General features: G+C 76.8%; 12 protein-coding genes. 6 read left to right on the top strand and 6 right to left on the bottom strand.

Annotation, left to right across the window (positions count from 1 at the left end):
* Positions 1 to 88: 88 nt before the first annotated feature.
* The 6 genes from ACLQ14_RS09575 to mtrA form a co-directional block, all read right to left on the bottom strand.
* A complete protein-coding gene (locus ACLQ14_RS09575; protein WP_425812315.1) occupies positions 89 to 1,357 on the bottom strand; it encodes a winged helix-turn-helix domain-containing protein in 1,269 nt (422 codons plus the stop codon).
* A 71-nt stretch (positions 1,358 to 1,428) separates the two neighbouring features.
* Positions 1,429 to 2,058: a ribosome hibernation-promoting factor, HPF/YfiA family gene (gene hpf, locus ACLQ14_RS09570; RefSeq protein WP_425812313.1), complete on the bottom strand. Its 630-nt coding sequence runs from the start codon at positions 2,056 to 2,058 to the stop codon at positions 1,429 to 1,431.
* A 162-nt stretch (positions 2,059 to 2,220) separates the two neighbouring features.
* The gene (locus ACLQ14_RS09565; protein WP_425812311.1) at positions 2,221 to 2,931 is read right to left on the bottom strand and encodes a ComF family protein; all 711 of its coding nucleotides are present in this window, start codon (positions 2,929 to 2,931) and stop codon (positions 2,221 to 2,223) included.
* A 296-nt stretch (positions 2,932 to 3,227) separates the two neighbouring features.
* On the bottom strand, positions 3,228 to 5,003 hold the full coding sequence (locus ACLQ14_RS09560) for an LpqB family beta-propeller domain-containing protein (RefSeq protein WP_425812309.1): 1,776 nt from the start codon (positions 5,001 to 5,003) through the stop codon (positions 3,228 to 3,230).
* Positions 5,000 to 6,772 carry an MtrAB system histidine kinase MtrB gene (mtrB, locus tag ACLQ14_RS09555; RefSeq protein ID WP_425812307.1) on the bottom strand — a complete coding sequence of 591 codons (1,773 nt, stop codon included), beginning with the start codon at positions 6,770 to 6,772 and terminating at the stop codon, positions 5,000 to 5,002. Before mtrB ends, ACLQ14_RS09560 begins: the two co-directional genes overlap by 4 nt.
* Before the next feature lie 63 nt (positions 6,773 to 6,835).
* On the bottom strand, positions 6,836 to 7,522 hold the full coding sequence (mtrA, locus tag ACLQ14_RS09550; protein WP_425812305.1) for an MtrAB system response regulator MtrA: 687 nt from the start codon (positions 7,520 to 7,522) through the stop codon (positions 6,836 to 6,838).
* 367 nt (positions 7,523 to 7,889) lie between these two features.
* On the opposite strand from mtrA, the gene ACLQ14_RS09545 reads away from it, so the two are divergent.
* The 6 genes from ACLQ14_RS09545 (at position 7,890) to ACLQ14_RS09520 (ending at position 14,523) form a co-directional block, all read left to right on the top strand.
* Entirely contained in the window at positions 7,890 to 9,284 is a 1,395-nt protein-coding gene (locus tag ACLQ14_RS09545; RefSeq protein ID WP_425812303.1) for a hypothetical protein, read from the top strand.
* A complete protein-coding gene (locus ACLQ14_RS09540) occupies positions 9,281 to 9,961 on the top strand; it encodes a DUF4129 domain-containing protein (RefSeq protein WP_425812301.1) in 681 nt (226 codons plus the stop codon). Before ACLQ14_RS09545 ends, ACLQ14_RS09540 begins: the two co-directional genes overlap by 4 nt.
* Positions 9,958 to 11,241: a DUF4350 domain-containing protein gene (locus tag ACLQ14_RS09535; protein WP_425812299.1), complete on the top strand. Its 1,284-nt coding sequence runs from the start codon at positions 9,958 to 9,960 to the stop codon at positions 11,239 to 11,241. The genes ACLQ14_RS09540 and ACLQ14_RS09535 overlap by 4 nt, the downstream gene beginning before the upstream one ends.
* Positions 11,238 to 12,260 (top strand): AAA family ATPase, encoded by a 1,023-nt coding sequence (locus tag ACLQ14_RS09530; protein ID WP_425812297.1) that lies wholly within the window; start codon positions 11,238 to 11,240, stop codon positions 12,258 to 12,260. The genes ACLQ14_RS09535 and ACLQ14_RS09530 overlap by 4 nt, the downstream gene beginning before the upstream one ends.
* 46 nt (positions 12,261 to 12,306) lie before the next feature.
* Positions 12,307 to 13,602, top strand: coding sequence for a DUF58 domain-containing protein (locus ACLQ14_RS09525; protein ID WP_425812295.1), 1,296 nt, complete (start codon positions 12,307 to 12,309; stop codon positions 13,600 to 13,602).
* 189 nt (positions 13,603 to 13,791) lie between these two features.
* A complete protein-coding gene (locus tag ACLQ14_RS09520; protein ID WP_425812293.1) occupies positions 13,792 to 14,523 on the top strand; it encodes a hypothetical protein in 732 nt (243 codons plus the stop codon).
* The last annotated feature ends 46 nt before the right edge of the window (positions 14,524 to 14,569 follow it).

The following is a 14,569-nucleotide window of genomic DNA, read 5'->3' as shown; positions in this document are numbered from 1 at the left end:
TCACCATCGTAGGCGCAAAGGCTGGGCGCTCCCGGCGCGTTCGCCACGGGCGTGCCCTGCCTCGTCACCGTGCTCGACGACGGCGCCGTCAGACCGCGAGCGCCGTCGCCGACACGTCCGCGGACCGGGCGGCGGTGGCCAGCGCCGCGGCGAGCGCGCCCACCGGCTCGACGACGACCTCCCCGAGCCCGAGCCAGCCCGCCAGCGTCGACAGCTCGGCCGCGAGCTCGGCCGCCGTGTCGGGGCGGGTCGCCGGCTCGTCGTGCGCCGAGAGCACCCGCAGCACTCCCGCCGCCCGGTCCGCCTTGAGGTCCACGCGGGCCGTGATCGCGTCGCCCTGGAGGAACGGCAGCACGTAGTAGCCGTGGACGCGCTTCGCGGCCGGCACGTAGATCTCGATCCGGTAGCGCGTGCCGAAGAGCTCCTCGAGACGGCTCCGCTCGAACACGAGCGGGTCGAACGGGCTGAGGAGGGTGCGCGCGTCCACGACCCGGGGGAACGTGGCGTCCCGGTGCGCCCAGACCCGCGCGTCCCAGCCGCGCACGGCCACGGGCAGCAGCACGCCCTCCTCGACGAGGTCCTCGATCGCCCCGTCGACGAGCGGCCCGCGCACGCGGTAGTAGTCGGCCAGGTCGCGGCGCGTCGCCACGCCGTGCGCGCGGGCGGCGGTCTCGACGAGCGTGCGCACCTGGTCGGCGGCCGGCGGGGTCGGCGCCGCGAGGACCGCGGGCGGCAGCACGCGCTCGGCCAGGTCGTAGCACCGCTCGAACGCGGCGTTGCGGCGCGCGGGAAGCACCTCGCCCGTGAAGAACAGCAGCTCGAGGGCGCGCTTCGCGACGCTCCAGTTCCAGCCCCACGCCTCGCGCGTGCGCGGGTGCTCGTGCTCGAACAGCTCCTGGACCTCGCTGGCCGTGACCGGCCCCGCGTCACGCACCACCTCACGCACCCGCTCGACGACGTCGGGGTGCTGGTGGACGACGGACCGCACGTTCCCCCACGCCTCTTTCTCGAAGGACGCGCGGCGGAACGCCAGGGACGGGAACAGGTCGACGGGCACGTAGGACGCCTCGTGGGCCCACGCCTCCACGACCCGACGCGGGGAGCGGCCGGACGCGCGGTCCAGCAGCGCGGCGTCGTACGGGCCCAGCCGCGCGTACAGCGGCATGAGGTGCGCGCGGGCAAGGACGTTGACCGAGTCGATCTGGAGCACCCGCAGCCGGTCGACGACCCGCTGCACGCCCGCCATCGTGACGCGGGCGCCCGGCCGGTCGGGGCGCCGCCTGGCGAGCCCCTGCGCCGCGAGCGCGGTGCGGCGGGCCTGGGCGAGCGTGATCGTCGGGACGTCGGTGGGGGCCACGTCGCCCAGCCTGCCGCGGGCCACCCACGACGCCGCGGTGCGGCGCGTGGGCGGCCCGGGTCGGACCGGTCTCAGGCGCAGTCGCAGGACGTGTCGAGCTGCACGATCCCGTACGTCCAGCCGTGGCGGCGGTACGCCACCGACGGCCTCTTCGTCTCCGTGTCGACGAAGAGGAAGAAGTCGTGCCCGACCATCTCCATCTCGTAGAGCGCGTCGTCGACGGACATCGGCTGCGCCTGGTGGAGCTTCTCGCGGATCACCACGGGAGAGTCGCCGAGCCCTCGCTCGACCGAGTCTCCCGGGTGCTCCGGCGGCGTCGGCACCGGCTGCGGGGTCTCGGGTTCCGGGATCTGGGACGGCGGTCGCACGTCGACGGGCGGAGTCACCTGGTGCTGGCGGTGGTCCTTGCGCCGGTCGCGCGTGCGGCGCAGCCGTTCGGAGAGCTTGTCGAGGGCGAGGTCCAGCGCGCCGAAGCGGTCGTCCGCGGCGGCCTCCGCCCGGACCACCGGCCCCTTGTCGCGCACCGTGAGCTCCACGCGTTCCCGGACGTTGGCGAGCCGCGGGTTGTTCTCGCGGGTCACCTCCACGTCCACGCGCTGCGCGGTCGGTGAGAGCTGCTCCACCTTCGCGAGCTTGTCCTCCGCGTGCTGGCGGAAGCGGTCCGCGACCTCGGTGTGCCGGCCGACGACGACGATCTCCATGTGAGCCTCCGTGAGGATGGACGCCCGCCGGCCTCTTCGCGGCGGCGGCGCGTCGGATTCGAACGGTTCGGGCACCGCGTCGGGTGCCAGGTTGGGCATCACCTCCCGACGCTCGGGCTCGACGTCCGGTCGTACTACCCGGACCATGGGCTCGCCTCCACACTAGCCCGGCCGGGGGGTCGCCGCGAGGACGAGCGCGCCCACGACGACGGCGCCGCAGCGGGCCAGCACCAACTCGCAGGTCGCGAGGGTCGCACCCGTGGTGAGCACGTCGTCGACGAGCAGCACCGGGCGCCCCCGGCACCGGCCGGCCGCCCGTCGCGGCCTCAGCCGGTCCCGGACGTTCGCGGCCCGGGCCCGCGCCCCCAGCCCGACCTGGTCGCGCCCACGGCGCTCGCCCAGCGCGTCGACGACCTCCACGGCCCCGAGCCCCGTGCCCGACGAGCGCAGCGCGGCAGCCACGCGGACGGCGAGCTCGCGCACGGGCACCCGGCCGCGCTCGAGCCGCGCCGCCCACGTGGACGGCGCCGGGACGACCACGAGACCGGGCGGCCCCTCCCCACCTCGGCGCGCCGCGCCGCCGAGGACCATCCCGAGCGGTCGGGCGAGCTCGGACGCCGCGCGCTCGACCGCGTCGCCGAGGGGCCGGGCCAGGTCGGCGCGGCCGCGGTCCTTCCACGCGACCACGAGGCCCCGCACCGGGCCCGCGTACGGCGCGAGCGCCCAGACCGGCAGGGGCGGACGGCCGTCGAGCCGGTCGAGCCGGGGTGCCCCGTCCTCGCACCGGCGCGGGCGTCCGAGGAGCGCCCCGCACGCCCCGCACAGGGGCACGTCGAGCGCGCCGCAGCCCGGGCACTCGACCGGCAGCACCACCCGCGCGACGTCCCGGAGCGCCAGCAGCGGTCGCGCCCCTCGGCCACCCCGCGCCGAGATACCGAGATTCGGCCGAGATACCGAGCGCGGGTCGGTATCTCGGCCGAATCTCGGTATCTCGCCGGGTGGGAGGGGCGACGAACCGACCGGGTGGATCGACGGGGCGGGAGCGGGTGGTGTCGTGGGCTGGGGCACCGGCCCACCGTCCCCCGCCCGGCCCGCGCGGCGGGCGGGCCGGTGCACCCGCGGTGCGTGACGTCGTCGGGCGGGCGGCTGGGGGTGGGCCAGGACGCAGCTCAGCCGGGGAAGGCGGCCGCCTCGACGCCCGTCGCGACGGAGAGCCACGTGGCGCCGGTGGCGCGACGACCGAACAGCTCGTGGCCGACCGTCACCGCGTAGAGGGCCGACTCGCCACGCCCCGACGCGATCGACGCGACGTCGCTGACGGCCGACAGCGAGCGGGCGTAGTCGGCGACCGGGACGACGTTGACCGTGGGGCTCGTGCCCGCGCCGGCCCGGCCGAGCACCGCGAGGTCGTCCTCGTCCACCCAGACCACCTGCCGGGCGTCCGTGAGGGTCGCGCCGACCGTGACCGGGTCGGACAGCCGCACCGGCGCGCCCGCGCCGCTGCGCACCACCCCGGCGAGGTCCACCTGGACCCCCGTCGCGCCCTCGGTCACGAGCGCCACGCGGGCGCCGTCCCGCGAGACCTGCACCGACCGCACCGTGCGGCCCTGCAGCCACGTCACCGCGAGCCGGGTGTGCCGGCCGTCCCGGTCGAAGAGGTCGAGGTGGCCGTCGTCGTCGGCGCGCGCGGACCAGATCCAGCGGAACCGGTCCACCGACGGCCCGGCGACACCCGTCCCCGTCAGCAGGGTGCGGGCGGTGTCGCCCGAGACCTGGACGAGCCGCGACGTCCCGACCCGCACGATCGCCGGGTTCCCGTTGGTCCCGACGGCGAGCGCCGTGACGTCCGACGGGGTCGCGACCGTGCTCGCCACGGTCTCCTGCTTGCCCGTCGCGGACCGCAGCAGGCGCACCTTGTGGTCGGTGACGACGTAGGGGTCGTCACCGGGCGACGGGTCCCGCGACAGGCTCGCCGGCCCCGTGACCTTGAGCGGGCTGCCCGCGACCTCGAGCCGCACCGACCGCACCTGCGGGAACTGGGTGAGGACGGTCGTGAGCTGCTGCAGCAGCACCGCGCGATCCGTCCCCGTGGCCGACAGTGCGGGCGCCGTGAGGTCCACGGTCGCCACGCCGTCCTCGTCGACCGCGACCGCGTCGACGCTGAGCGTCGTGCCCTCCGGGACCACGGAGTCGACCGAGTCCCGCAGCCAGGTCACGGGGCCCTGGAGCACCGCCTGGACGGCCTGCGTCTGGGCGGTGCGCTGCGGGAACCAGCGGACGTCCGGCACCAGCACCTGGTGGTCCGTGCTCGGGAAGTACACGCTGACCGACCGGTACACGTACTCGAAGTTGGCCGCGGACATCGCGATGCCGTCGTCGAGCTCGGCGATCCGCCACTGGCCGTCCGCGTCGGCCTCGAGCGTGAACGTGAGGTCCTTGGTGCGGTCCGGCGCCTCCTGCTGGAACTCGCCGTCGGACGCGACCGTCGCGAGCGACGCGAGCCCGCCGTGGACGACCGTGCGGGTGCCCGGCTTCGGGGTGGCGGCGGCGGCCTTGTCCGTCGCCGTGGGCTGCGCGCCCGACCGCACGGCGAGCGCCGGCTCGCCCGAGAACACGGTCACCGAGTCCCACGGGTCCCAGCCCGACGCAGCGGGCGCGAGGTACTCCTTCGCGACCGTGAAGTCGTCGCCGACGCCCGCGGCCTGCGCGTCGATGAAGCCGCGGACGATGTCGAGCGGCGACGCGTCCTCCTGGGGCGAGTCGGGGGTGCCGAGGTAGACGGGGCCGGGCCCGGGGACCGCGGTCGTGCCGGCGTGGACGCCGCCCGTCACGGGGAGCGAGGAGCACGCCGCGAGGACGCCGACGACGGCGCAGACGGCGAGCGCCAGCGCGGCGCGGGCCCGGCGGCGCGGGCCGCCGGGGCCGGGGGCCGGTCTGCGGGTCACGGTGCCTCCTCGGGGCCGGCGACGTCGTGGTGCGCCCCGGTGGACAGGTCGGGGAGCGCCGACGGGCCGCTCGTAGCGCCCGCGTGGTGCCCCGCCAGCGGCGCGAGCTCCACGTGCGCCTGCGCGGGCCAGGAGCGCGGCACATCGGTCGGCGGGACGAGCGGCAGCGGCGACCCGGTGAGCTGGATGCCGGCGCGCCGCGGCAGCGTGAGCCGGAACGCCGCGCCCCGCGCCGGACGCCCCCAGACCTCGAGCCACCCGCCGTGCAGGTGCGCGTCCTCGAGGGCGATCGCCAGGCCGAGTCCCGTGCCGCCCGTGGTCCGCGCGCGTGCCGGGTCGGCGCGCCAGAACCGGTCGAACACGTGCTCGCACTCCGCCTCGGTGAGCCCGACGCCGAAGTCGCGCACCACGACGGCCACGGCGTCGTCGTCGCCGCCCACCGTGATCTCGACCGGCCGGGCCTCCGCGTGCTCGATCGCGTTGACCACGAGGTTGCGCACGACACGCTCGATCCGGCGCGGGTCGAGGTCCGCGACGACGGGCGCCGGCGGGAGCTGCACCGACACCCACACGTCCTTGCGCTCCGCGAGGGTGAGGACGTTCTCGACGACGTCGTCGACGACCTTCGACAGGTCGGCGCGCTCCGCCTCGAGGCCGACCGCGCCGGCGTCGAACCGGGAGATCTCCAGCAGGTCCGCAAGGAGCTCCTCGAACCGGTCCACCTGGGTGCGTAGCAGCTCCGCCGACCGCCGCGCGCCGGGCGAGAAGTCCTCGCTGGACGCGTGCAGGACGTCGCCGGCCATGCGGATGGTCGTCAGCGGGGTGCGCAGCTCGTGCGACACGTCGGAGACGAACCGCCGCTGCAGCGTCGACAGCTCCTCCCACCGGGCGATCTGGACCTGCAGCGACTCCGCCATGCCGTTGAACGCCCGGCCCAGCGTCGCCATCTCGTCGGTGCCGCGCACCGCGAGGCGCTCGTCGAGGTGGCCGTCGGCGAGGCGGCCCGCGACGCGGGCCGCGTTGCGCACCGGGGCGACCACCTGCCGGGTCACGAGGAACGTCGACATCCCCACCAGCACCAGGAGGACGACCGCGCCGATCACGAGGACCCCCTGGATGAACCGGAGGGTGTCCTCGTCGTCCTGCATCGAGTACAGGTAGTACAGCTCGAACGTGCCCACGATCGGCACCTGCACCGTCGAGCCGACGACGACGCCCGGCTCGACCGACCCGTCGGCCTGCGGGATCCCGACCGACTGCCAGTACTGGCCGCTGCCCTGCTCGACCTCCGAGCGCAGGTCCGGCGAGATCAGCGGGAGGTAGCTGGCCGCCGACATCGCGTCGGTGACGGAGCCCGCCGCCGTCGAGCCGGCCGGCTTGAGGAGGAAGACGTCACGGTTCCCCGACCCGCCCGTCTGCAGGCGCAGCACCGTGTCGTTGAGGAGCTGCTGGACCTCCGTGGAGTCCTTCGCGGACGCCGAGGTGAAGGTCGACTGGGTCTCCTGGGTGGACCGCTGCGACTCCGTCAGGACCTGGTCGACGCGGCGCTCGAAGAGCCCGTCCCGCACCGACTGCGACAGGTACGCGCCGAGGGCGAGGATCGCGAGGAGGCCCACGACGAGCGCGGTCGTCACGACGCGCACCTGCAGCGACGCGCGCCAGCCCTCGACGGCGCGGCGCGGCGCGGCGGCGCACCAGCGCGAGAAGCGGCGCCACGTCAGCCGTGCCCGCACCCCGAGCCCACGGCTCGACCGTCGCCCCGCTGCCACCCGCACCGTCCTCGTCCTCGCGTCCCGCCCCTCGTCCGTCCCGCACCTCTCGCCCCGACGGGATCAGCCCTGCGACGTCACCCCGGCCTTGTAGCCGACACCGCGCACCGTGAGCACGATCTCCGGGCTCTCCGGGTCGTGCTCCACCTTGGAGCGCAGCCGCTGGACGTGGACGTTGACGAGCCGCGTGTCCGCGGCGTGCCGGTACCCCCACACCTTCTCGAGGAGCACCTCGCGGCTGAACACCTGCCACGGCTTGCGCGCGAGCGCCACCAGCAGGTCGAACTCGAGCGGTGTCAGCGCGATCGGCTCCCCGTCACGCGTGACCCGGTGGCCCGTCACGTCGATCTCGACGTCCGCGACCTTGAGCACCTCCGGCATCGGGTCCTCGGTGCGGCGCAGCCGCGCCTTGATCCGCGCAACCAGCTCCTTGGGCTTGAACGGCTTCGAGATGTAGTCGTCGGCGCCCGACTCGAGCCCCTGCACCACGTCCACCGTGTCGCTCTTCGCGGTCAGCATGATGATGGGCGTGCCCGACTCGGCGCGGATCTCGCGGCAGACCTCCGTCCCGTCCTTGCCCGGCAGCATGAGGTCGAGCAGGACCAGGTCCGGCTGCGACGCCCGGAAGACTCCGAGCGCGGCGTCGCCGTCCGCGCAGAACACGGGGTCGAAGCCCTCGGACTTCAGCACGATGCCGATCATCTCGGCCAGGGCGGTGTCGTCGTCGACCACCAGCACACGAGCTCTCATGGGCAAAGTCTGTCATGCAATGCCGACTCTCCGGGGCGCCGGGGCGGGGGTGAGCGGGTGAGGTGACGCCGCGGTCCGATGCGCCGACGACGGCGCGGGGCCAGGCTACCGAGGCGAGCTGACGGCCGGAGCGGGTGGGTGCGGGCAGGTGGTGAAGGACGTCAAGGAGCCCGGAGGCCCCCAGGGCCGGAGGGCGACGCAGTCCGAACCGCCTGCCCGCACCCACCCGCGGACCGACACAAGAGGCCTGACGGAACCACCGTCGGCGCGTCCCGCTAGGGTGGCGGCACGCAGAGGGGCAGGCTCCGACCACCTGCGGCGCGCACCGCGCGGACAGCACCGGGGCTCCGACGCGACCCGAGGACCGATGAGCACACCCGACACCGGGCCCGAGCAGCCCACCGGCGACGACAGCGCCGCACCCCCGCCGCAGCCGCGCTACGGGCAGTACGCCCCCGGCTACGGGCCGGCGGGTGCCACGCCGCCCGGGCAGCAGCAGCCCGGTCAGCCGCAGCAGGGCCAGCCGGGGTACGGGCAGCAGCCGCAGTACGGCCAGCCGGGGTACGGGCAGCCGGGGTACGGGCAGTACGGCCCGGGCTACGGGCAGCAGACGTACGGCCGCCCGACGTACGGCCCGCCCGGCTACGGCGCGCCCGGCGCACCCCCGATGGCACCGGCGGACCAGCGTCCCGGCATCGTCCCGCTGCGGCCGCTGGGCCTCGGCGACCTGTACGACGGCGCGTTCCGGGCCATCCGCCACAACCCCAAGGTCGTCCTCGGGCTGCCCGCGCTGCTCTCGGTGTTCTCGGCGATCGTCTCGGCCGTCGTGACGTGGCTCTCGCTCTCGCAGCTCTCGTGGCTCTACGGCGCCCTCGACGACATCGACACGGGCCGGTACGACTCGATCCAGGATCCGTCGGCGTCGACCCTGTGGGGGCTGGCCCTGCTGTTCCTCGCGGCCGGCGTCGTCCAGGTCGTCGTGAGCGTCCTGGCCAACGGCCTCGTCATCTCGAGCGTCGGCCGCTCGGTGCTGGGTCGCGTCGCGTCCCCGGGCGAGGTGTGGGCCGCCGTCCGCGGCCGTCGCCTCGGCGGGCTGGTCGTCCTGTCGCTGTTCACCTCGGTGGCCCCCGTCGTCGCCCTCATCGTCTGGCTGCTGGTCGTCGTCGCGCTCGCCCAGGTCTCCGCGGGCGCCGCCGTCGCCTTCGGCGTGATCGGGTTCCTCGCGCTCGTCGTGGGCCTGGTCTGGTTCCTGGTCCACGTCGTCTTCGCGGCGCCCGCCTACGTGCTCGAGCGCGTCGGCCCCCGGAAGGCGATCGCCCGGGCGTGGGCGCTCGTGCGCGGGTCGTTCTGGCGGGTCTTCGGGATCGTGGTGCTCACGCTCGTCATCACCTACGTGATGTCGACCGTGGTCCAGGTGCCGTTCACCATCCTCAGCTCGGTGCTCGGGTTCGGCACGATGTCGTCCGACACCCCGACGGGCGGCGCCCTCCTGGCCTACCTCGTCGCGACGGGGATCGGCGCGCTCGTCGCCGGCACGCTCGCGACCGCGTTCCTCGGCAGCGTCGTGGCACTGCTCTACATCGACCAGCGGATGCGCCGCGAGGGTCTCGACGTGGCGCTCGCCGCTGCGGCCGCGGCCCCCGCGCCCGACGACGGCCCTCGGCCGCCCGCGCCCCCGACCCCGCCGCCGACGCAGCCGGGCATGTGGGACGGCTCGGGCGGCTGGGGCGGCCCGACGCCGCCGGGGTCCGCGGGACGGTGACCGCCGCGGCCCTGCTCGTGCGTGCGTCCGGCGTGCGGCTGGACGGGCCTCCGGTGACCCCGGACGGCCCGACGGCGCAGCGCTGGGCCGTCGACGAGCTGTCGCGCCCCGAGTACCACCAGCGGGAGTCGCTCCTGGCCCGGTTCCTGCACTGGCTCGGGGGGCTGTTCGACGGCGCCCCGACGCTCGGCCTGCCGCCCGGGTGGGCCGCGCTCGTGGTCGTGGGCGCGGTGGTGGTCGTCGTCCTGATCGCGCTTCTGGTCGCGGGGCCCGTCCGGCGCACGCGCCGCGTGCGCACCGCGCGTCCCGTCTTCGACGACGCGCCGCGGTCGTCGGCGGACCTGTGCGTCCTCGCCGACGACGCCGCGGCGCGCGGCGACTGGGACACGGCCGTCGTCGAGCGGTTCCGCGCGGTCGTCCGGGCCCTCGAGGAGCGGGTCGTGCTGGGGGAGGTGCCGGGCCGGACCGCCGACGAGGCGGCACGCGAGGCCGCCGCGGCCTTCGACGACGGCGATCTCGCGAGCCGCCTCGCCGCGGCCGCCCGCACCTTCGACGACGTCCGCTACGGCGGGCGCCGCGCCGCACCCGCCGACGACGCCGCCCTCCGCGCGCTCGACGACGCGCTCCGGGCCCGCAGGCCACGCCGCGCGGACGCACCCGTGGGGGCCGGCGCGTGAGCGCGGACCCGGGGACGACGACCGCTCCCCCGACGCCGCCCGGGACGGACCCGTTCGCCGCGCCGGGACCCCGACGCCACCCCGGCGGCTCCGGCCCGGTGCGCGGCGACGGCACCACCACCCGGACGCGCGCCGGGCGCCGGTGGCGCGCCGTCCGGTGGGTCGTCGGGCTCGTGCTGCTCGGCGGGTTCGTGACGCTGCTGCTGGCGCTGCTGCGGCCGCCGGCGTCGGACGTGCCGTACGCCCCGGACTCCGCCGGGCCCGAGGGCGCCCGCGCCGTCGCGCAGATCCTCGGCCGGCACGGGGTCGACGTGACGTACACGCGGTCGGCGGAGAAGGCGGCGCGCCTCGCCACGGCCGGCACGACGCTCGCCGTGCTGCCGGGGGACGTGTACGGCGACGACCTGAGCGCGGCGGACCTGCGGCTGCTCGCCGGGACGCAGGCGGACCTCGCTGTCGTCGGGCCGAGCGACGCGTCGCTCGGGGCGCTGGCCCCCGGCCTCACCTGGGGCGAGGGCGGCGGGTACGTGACGACGGCGACGGCGCGCTGCGCGGACCCCGACGCGCGGGCCGCCGGGACGATCACGAGCGCGGGCGGCGGCTTCACCGCGACCCGGCCCGGCGACCCGCGCGTCACGACCTGCTTCCCGCCCGAGGCCGCCGAGGCCGGGACCGGCTCGTACGCGGTCGTCGACGGGTCGCGCCGGGTCGCCGTGCTCGACGACGCCGCCGTCCTCACCAACGAGCACCTGACCGAGGCCGGCAACGCGGCACTGGCGCTCCGGATGCTCGGCCGCCACGCGGACCTCGTGTGGCTCGTCCCCGAGCCCGACCGCGCCGCGGAAGCGTCCGACAGCCCCGGCACCCTCGACCTGCTCCCGCCCGGCGCGGGAGCGGTCGCCGCGTGGCTCGTCGTCGTCGTGCTGGTCGCGATCGTGTGGCGCGGGCGGCGGCTCGGGCCCCTCGTCCCCGAGGACCTCCCGGTCGTGGTCCGCGCGTCCGAGGCCACGCGCGGCCGCGGCCGCCTGTACCGGGCCGGCGGCTCGCGCGGGCACGCCGCCGCCGGGCTGCGCGCCGCCACGGCCACCCGGCTGGCCGCCCGCCTGGGCGTGCCCGCCGGCGCGACCCCGGAGGCGCTCGTCGACGCGGTGGCCCGCGCGACCGGGCGTCCCGCCCCCGACGTCCACGGGCTGCTGTACGGCCCACCCCCGCCCGACGACGCCGCGCTGCTCACGCTCGCGCGGCACCTCGACGACCTGGAGAGCGAGGTCCGACCGTGACCGAACCGACCCCGAACGTGCCCCAGCAGCCGCCCGCTCCGGACGCGGCCGCGCCGGCGCCCGCCCCCGACCTCTCGCTCCAGCACGCGCTGGCGAGCGTGCGCACCGAGGTCGGGAAGGCCGTCGTCGGGCAGGACGCGGCGGTCTCGAGCCTGCTGGTCGCGCTGCTGTGCCACGGGCACGTGCTCCTCGAGGGCGTGCCCGGCGTCGCGAAGACGCTGCTGGTCCGCACGCTCGCGGCCGCGCTCACCCTCGACACCAAGCGCGTCCAGTTCACGCCCGACCTCATGCCGGGCGACGTCACCGGCTCGCTCGTGTACGACGCGCGGACGGCCGCGTTCTCGTTCCGCGAGGGCCCGGTGTTCACGAACCTCCTGCTCGCGGACGAGATCAACCGCACGCCCCCCAAGACGCAGGCGTCGCTGCTCGAGGCCATGGAGGAGCACCAGGTGTCGGTGGACGGGCAGCCGCGCCCGCTGCCGGACCCGTTCCTCGTGATCGCGACCCAGAACCCGGTCGAGTACGAGGGCACGTACCCTCTGCCCGAGGCGCAGCTGGACCGGTTCCTGCTCAAGGTCGAGCTGCCCGTCCCCGACCGCGCGTCGGAGGTCGAGGTCCTCGCGCGGCACGCGGCGGGCTTCGACCCGCGCGACCTCGCCGCCGCCGGCGTGCGCCCGGTCGCGGGCGCCGCGGAGATCGCGCGCGCCCGGGCCGGGGTCCGGACCGTCCAGGTGGCGCCCGAGGTGCTCGGGTACGTGGTCGACGTCTGCCGCGCGACCCGGACCTCCCCGTCGCTGTCGCTCGGCGTCTCGCCGCGCGGCGCGACGGCGCTCCTCGCGACGGCCCGCGCGTGGGCCTGGCTGTCGGGTCGCGGCTACGTCACCCCCGACGACGTCAAGACGCTTGCGCACCCCACCCTGCGCCACCGCGTCCGGCTGCGGCCGGAGGCCGAGCTCGAGGGCGTGACGGCCGGGAGCGTCCTGGACTCCGTCCTCGCGTCGGTGCCGGTGCCGTGGTGACCACTGCCGTGACGGCCCCGGACGGGCGGCGCGCGGGGGCGCGCCCGTGATCGTCACGTGGCGCGCGGTCGCGCTCGCCGGCGTGCTCACGGTCGCGGTGCTCGTGGCCCCGACGGCGGCGACGGTGCTCGTCGCCGCGCTCGTCGTCGTGCTGGCCTGCGCCGTCGACGTCGCCCTGGCGGCGAGCCCGCGCGACGTCGTGGTCGAACGCGAGGTGACACCGGCGGCCGTGCGGCTCGGGGGCGCCGCCCGCAGCGCGCTGACCCTGCGCAACGCGTCCCCGCGGGCGTTGCGCGGGGTGGTCCGCGACGCGTGGGTTCCGTCCGCGGGCGCGGACGACAACCGGCACCCGCTCGCGCTGCCGCCCGGCGAGGCCACGCGCGCCACCACGCGGCTGACGCCGACCCGGCGCGGCGACCGGGCCGCGGGTGCCGTGACCGTCCGGACCCTCGGCCCGCTGCGGCTCGCCGGGCGCCAGGCGTCCCTGCCCGTCCGCGGACGCCTCCGGGTGCTGCCCGAGTTCGCGTCCCGCAAGCACCTGCCGTCCCGGCTCGCCCGTCTCCGCGAGCTCGACGGCCGCGCGACCGTGCAGGTGCGCGGCGAGGGCACCGAGTTCGACTCGCTGCGCGAGTACGTCATCGGCGACGACGTCCGCTCGATCGACTGGCGCGCGACCGCCCGCCGCGGGGACGTCGTCGTGCGGACGTGGCGGCCCGAGCGGGACCGTCGCGTCGTCGTCGTGCTCGACACGTCGCGGACGGCCGCGGCGCGCGTCGGCGACCAGCCGCGCCTCGACGCCGGGATCGAGTCCGCGCTCCTGCTGGCCGCGCTCGCGTCGCACGCCGGGGACCGCGTCGACGTCCTCGCCTACGACCGCGCCGTCCGCGCGCGCGTCCGCGGGGCGGCCGGGACCCGGCTCCTGCCCGCCCTCGCCGAGGCGCTCGCGACGGCCGAGCCCGCGCTCGTCGAGGCCGACTGGCCCGGTCTCGTCGCGCAGGTGCGCGCCCTCGTGTCCCAGCGGGCGCTCGTCGTGCTCGTGACGACCCTCGACCCGGCCGCGGTCGAGACGGGGCTGCTGCCCGTCGTCGGGCCGCTGGCCGCACGGCACCAGGTGCTCGTCGCGTCGGTCGCCGACCCCGAGCTCGACGCGTTGCGCGCCGCCCGGGACACGAGCGCCGAGGTGTACGACGCGGCTGCGGCCGAGCGGGTCGGGCTGGAACGCACCGCCGTCGCGGGGATCCTGCGGCAGCGCGGCGCGGAGGTCGTCCAGGCGGGACCGGACGAGCTCGCCCCGCGCGTCGCCGACGCGTACCTCGCGCTCAAGGCGGCGGCCCGCCTCTGACCCGCCCCCGGGCGTCTCAGAACGTGGTGCCCGTAGACCGCGTCGCAGTTCTGACAGGTCCGATGGGTACGCTCGGGGCATGGCCCGACTGACCCGCGAGGAACGGCGCCGGCGCACCGCGATCATCGTGGTGATCGCGCTCCTCGCCACGTTCGTGATCCCGTTCCTCGCGATCGTCCTGACCTGACCGTGCCCCGCCCCGCGCTGCCGTCCCCGCCCGGCCGGTCCCAGGCCTCCGACACGCCCGGCCCGCACGCGCTCGCCGTCGCGCGGACGGTCCTCGTGGCGGTGACGAGCCTCGTCCTCGCGGCCGGGGCGCACGCGGTGTGCGGCGGAGTGCTCCCGAACGGGCTCGGCCTGGTCGGCGTCGCCGCCGCCTGCGCCCTCGTGGGCGCACTGTGCGCCCGCGCCCGCCTGCGCGCGGCCGTGACCGTGCCCGCGCTCCTCGCCCTCCAGTACGTCGCGCACGCCGCGTTCGCCGTGCTCCCCGCCGGCCCGACGACGTCCCCCGCCTCCCCGCTCTCCCTCGCCGGCCACGGTGGTCACCTCGGGCACGGGGGGCCGGTCGCACCGGGGGCGACACCACCGGCCGGTGCGGGGGCCGCCGTCGAGCACGCCGCCGGCCACGTGCACGGGCTGGCCGCGGGCCTGACCGGCACCGCCGCGGACCGCGCCATGCTCGCCGCCCACCTGGCCGCCACGCTGGCCGTCGCGGTGCTCGTGGTCGCCGGCGACGCGGCCGCCACGCGGACGTTCACCTGGTGGGCGCGGGTGCTTCCCGCGGTCCTCGCCGTCGCGTCCCGGCCGCTGCTCCCCCGGCGTCGCCCGGTGGCCGCCCCGCCGGCCACGTCGGCCGCGCCCCGCGGACGGGTAGTCGCCGGTCCCCTGCTGCGCCGCGGCCCACCCCTCGCGGTCGCGTAGCGACGGGCCCCGGTCCGTCGCCCTCGCGCGCCCGGACCACCCGACG

This window comes from Luteimicrobium sp. DT211 (assembly GCF_049844995.1).
Taxonomy (GTDB): Bacteria; Actinomycetota; Actinomycetes; order Actinomycetales; family Cellulomonadaceae; genus Luteimicrobium.
The sequence above is the reverse complement of the archived record's forward strand: the minus strand, read 5'-3'. Positions and strand labels throughout refer to the sequence as shown.

Excerpts from the sequence above, each read along its gene's own strand:
- hpf (WP_425812313.1), bottom strand. The coding sequence starts at position 2,058 with ATGGAGATCGTCGTCGTCGGCCGGCACACCGAGGTCGCGGACCGCTTC.
- mtrA (WP_425812305.1), bottom strand. The coding sequence starts at position 7,522 with ATGAGAGCTCGTGTGCTGGTGGTCGACGACGACACCGCCCTGGCCGAG.
- ACLQ14_RS09545 (WP_425812303.1), top strand. The coding sequence starts at position 7,890 with ATGAGCACACCCGACACCGGGCCCGAGCAGCCCACCGGCGACGACAGC.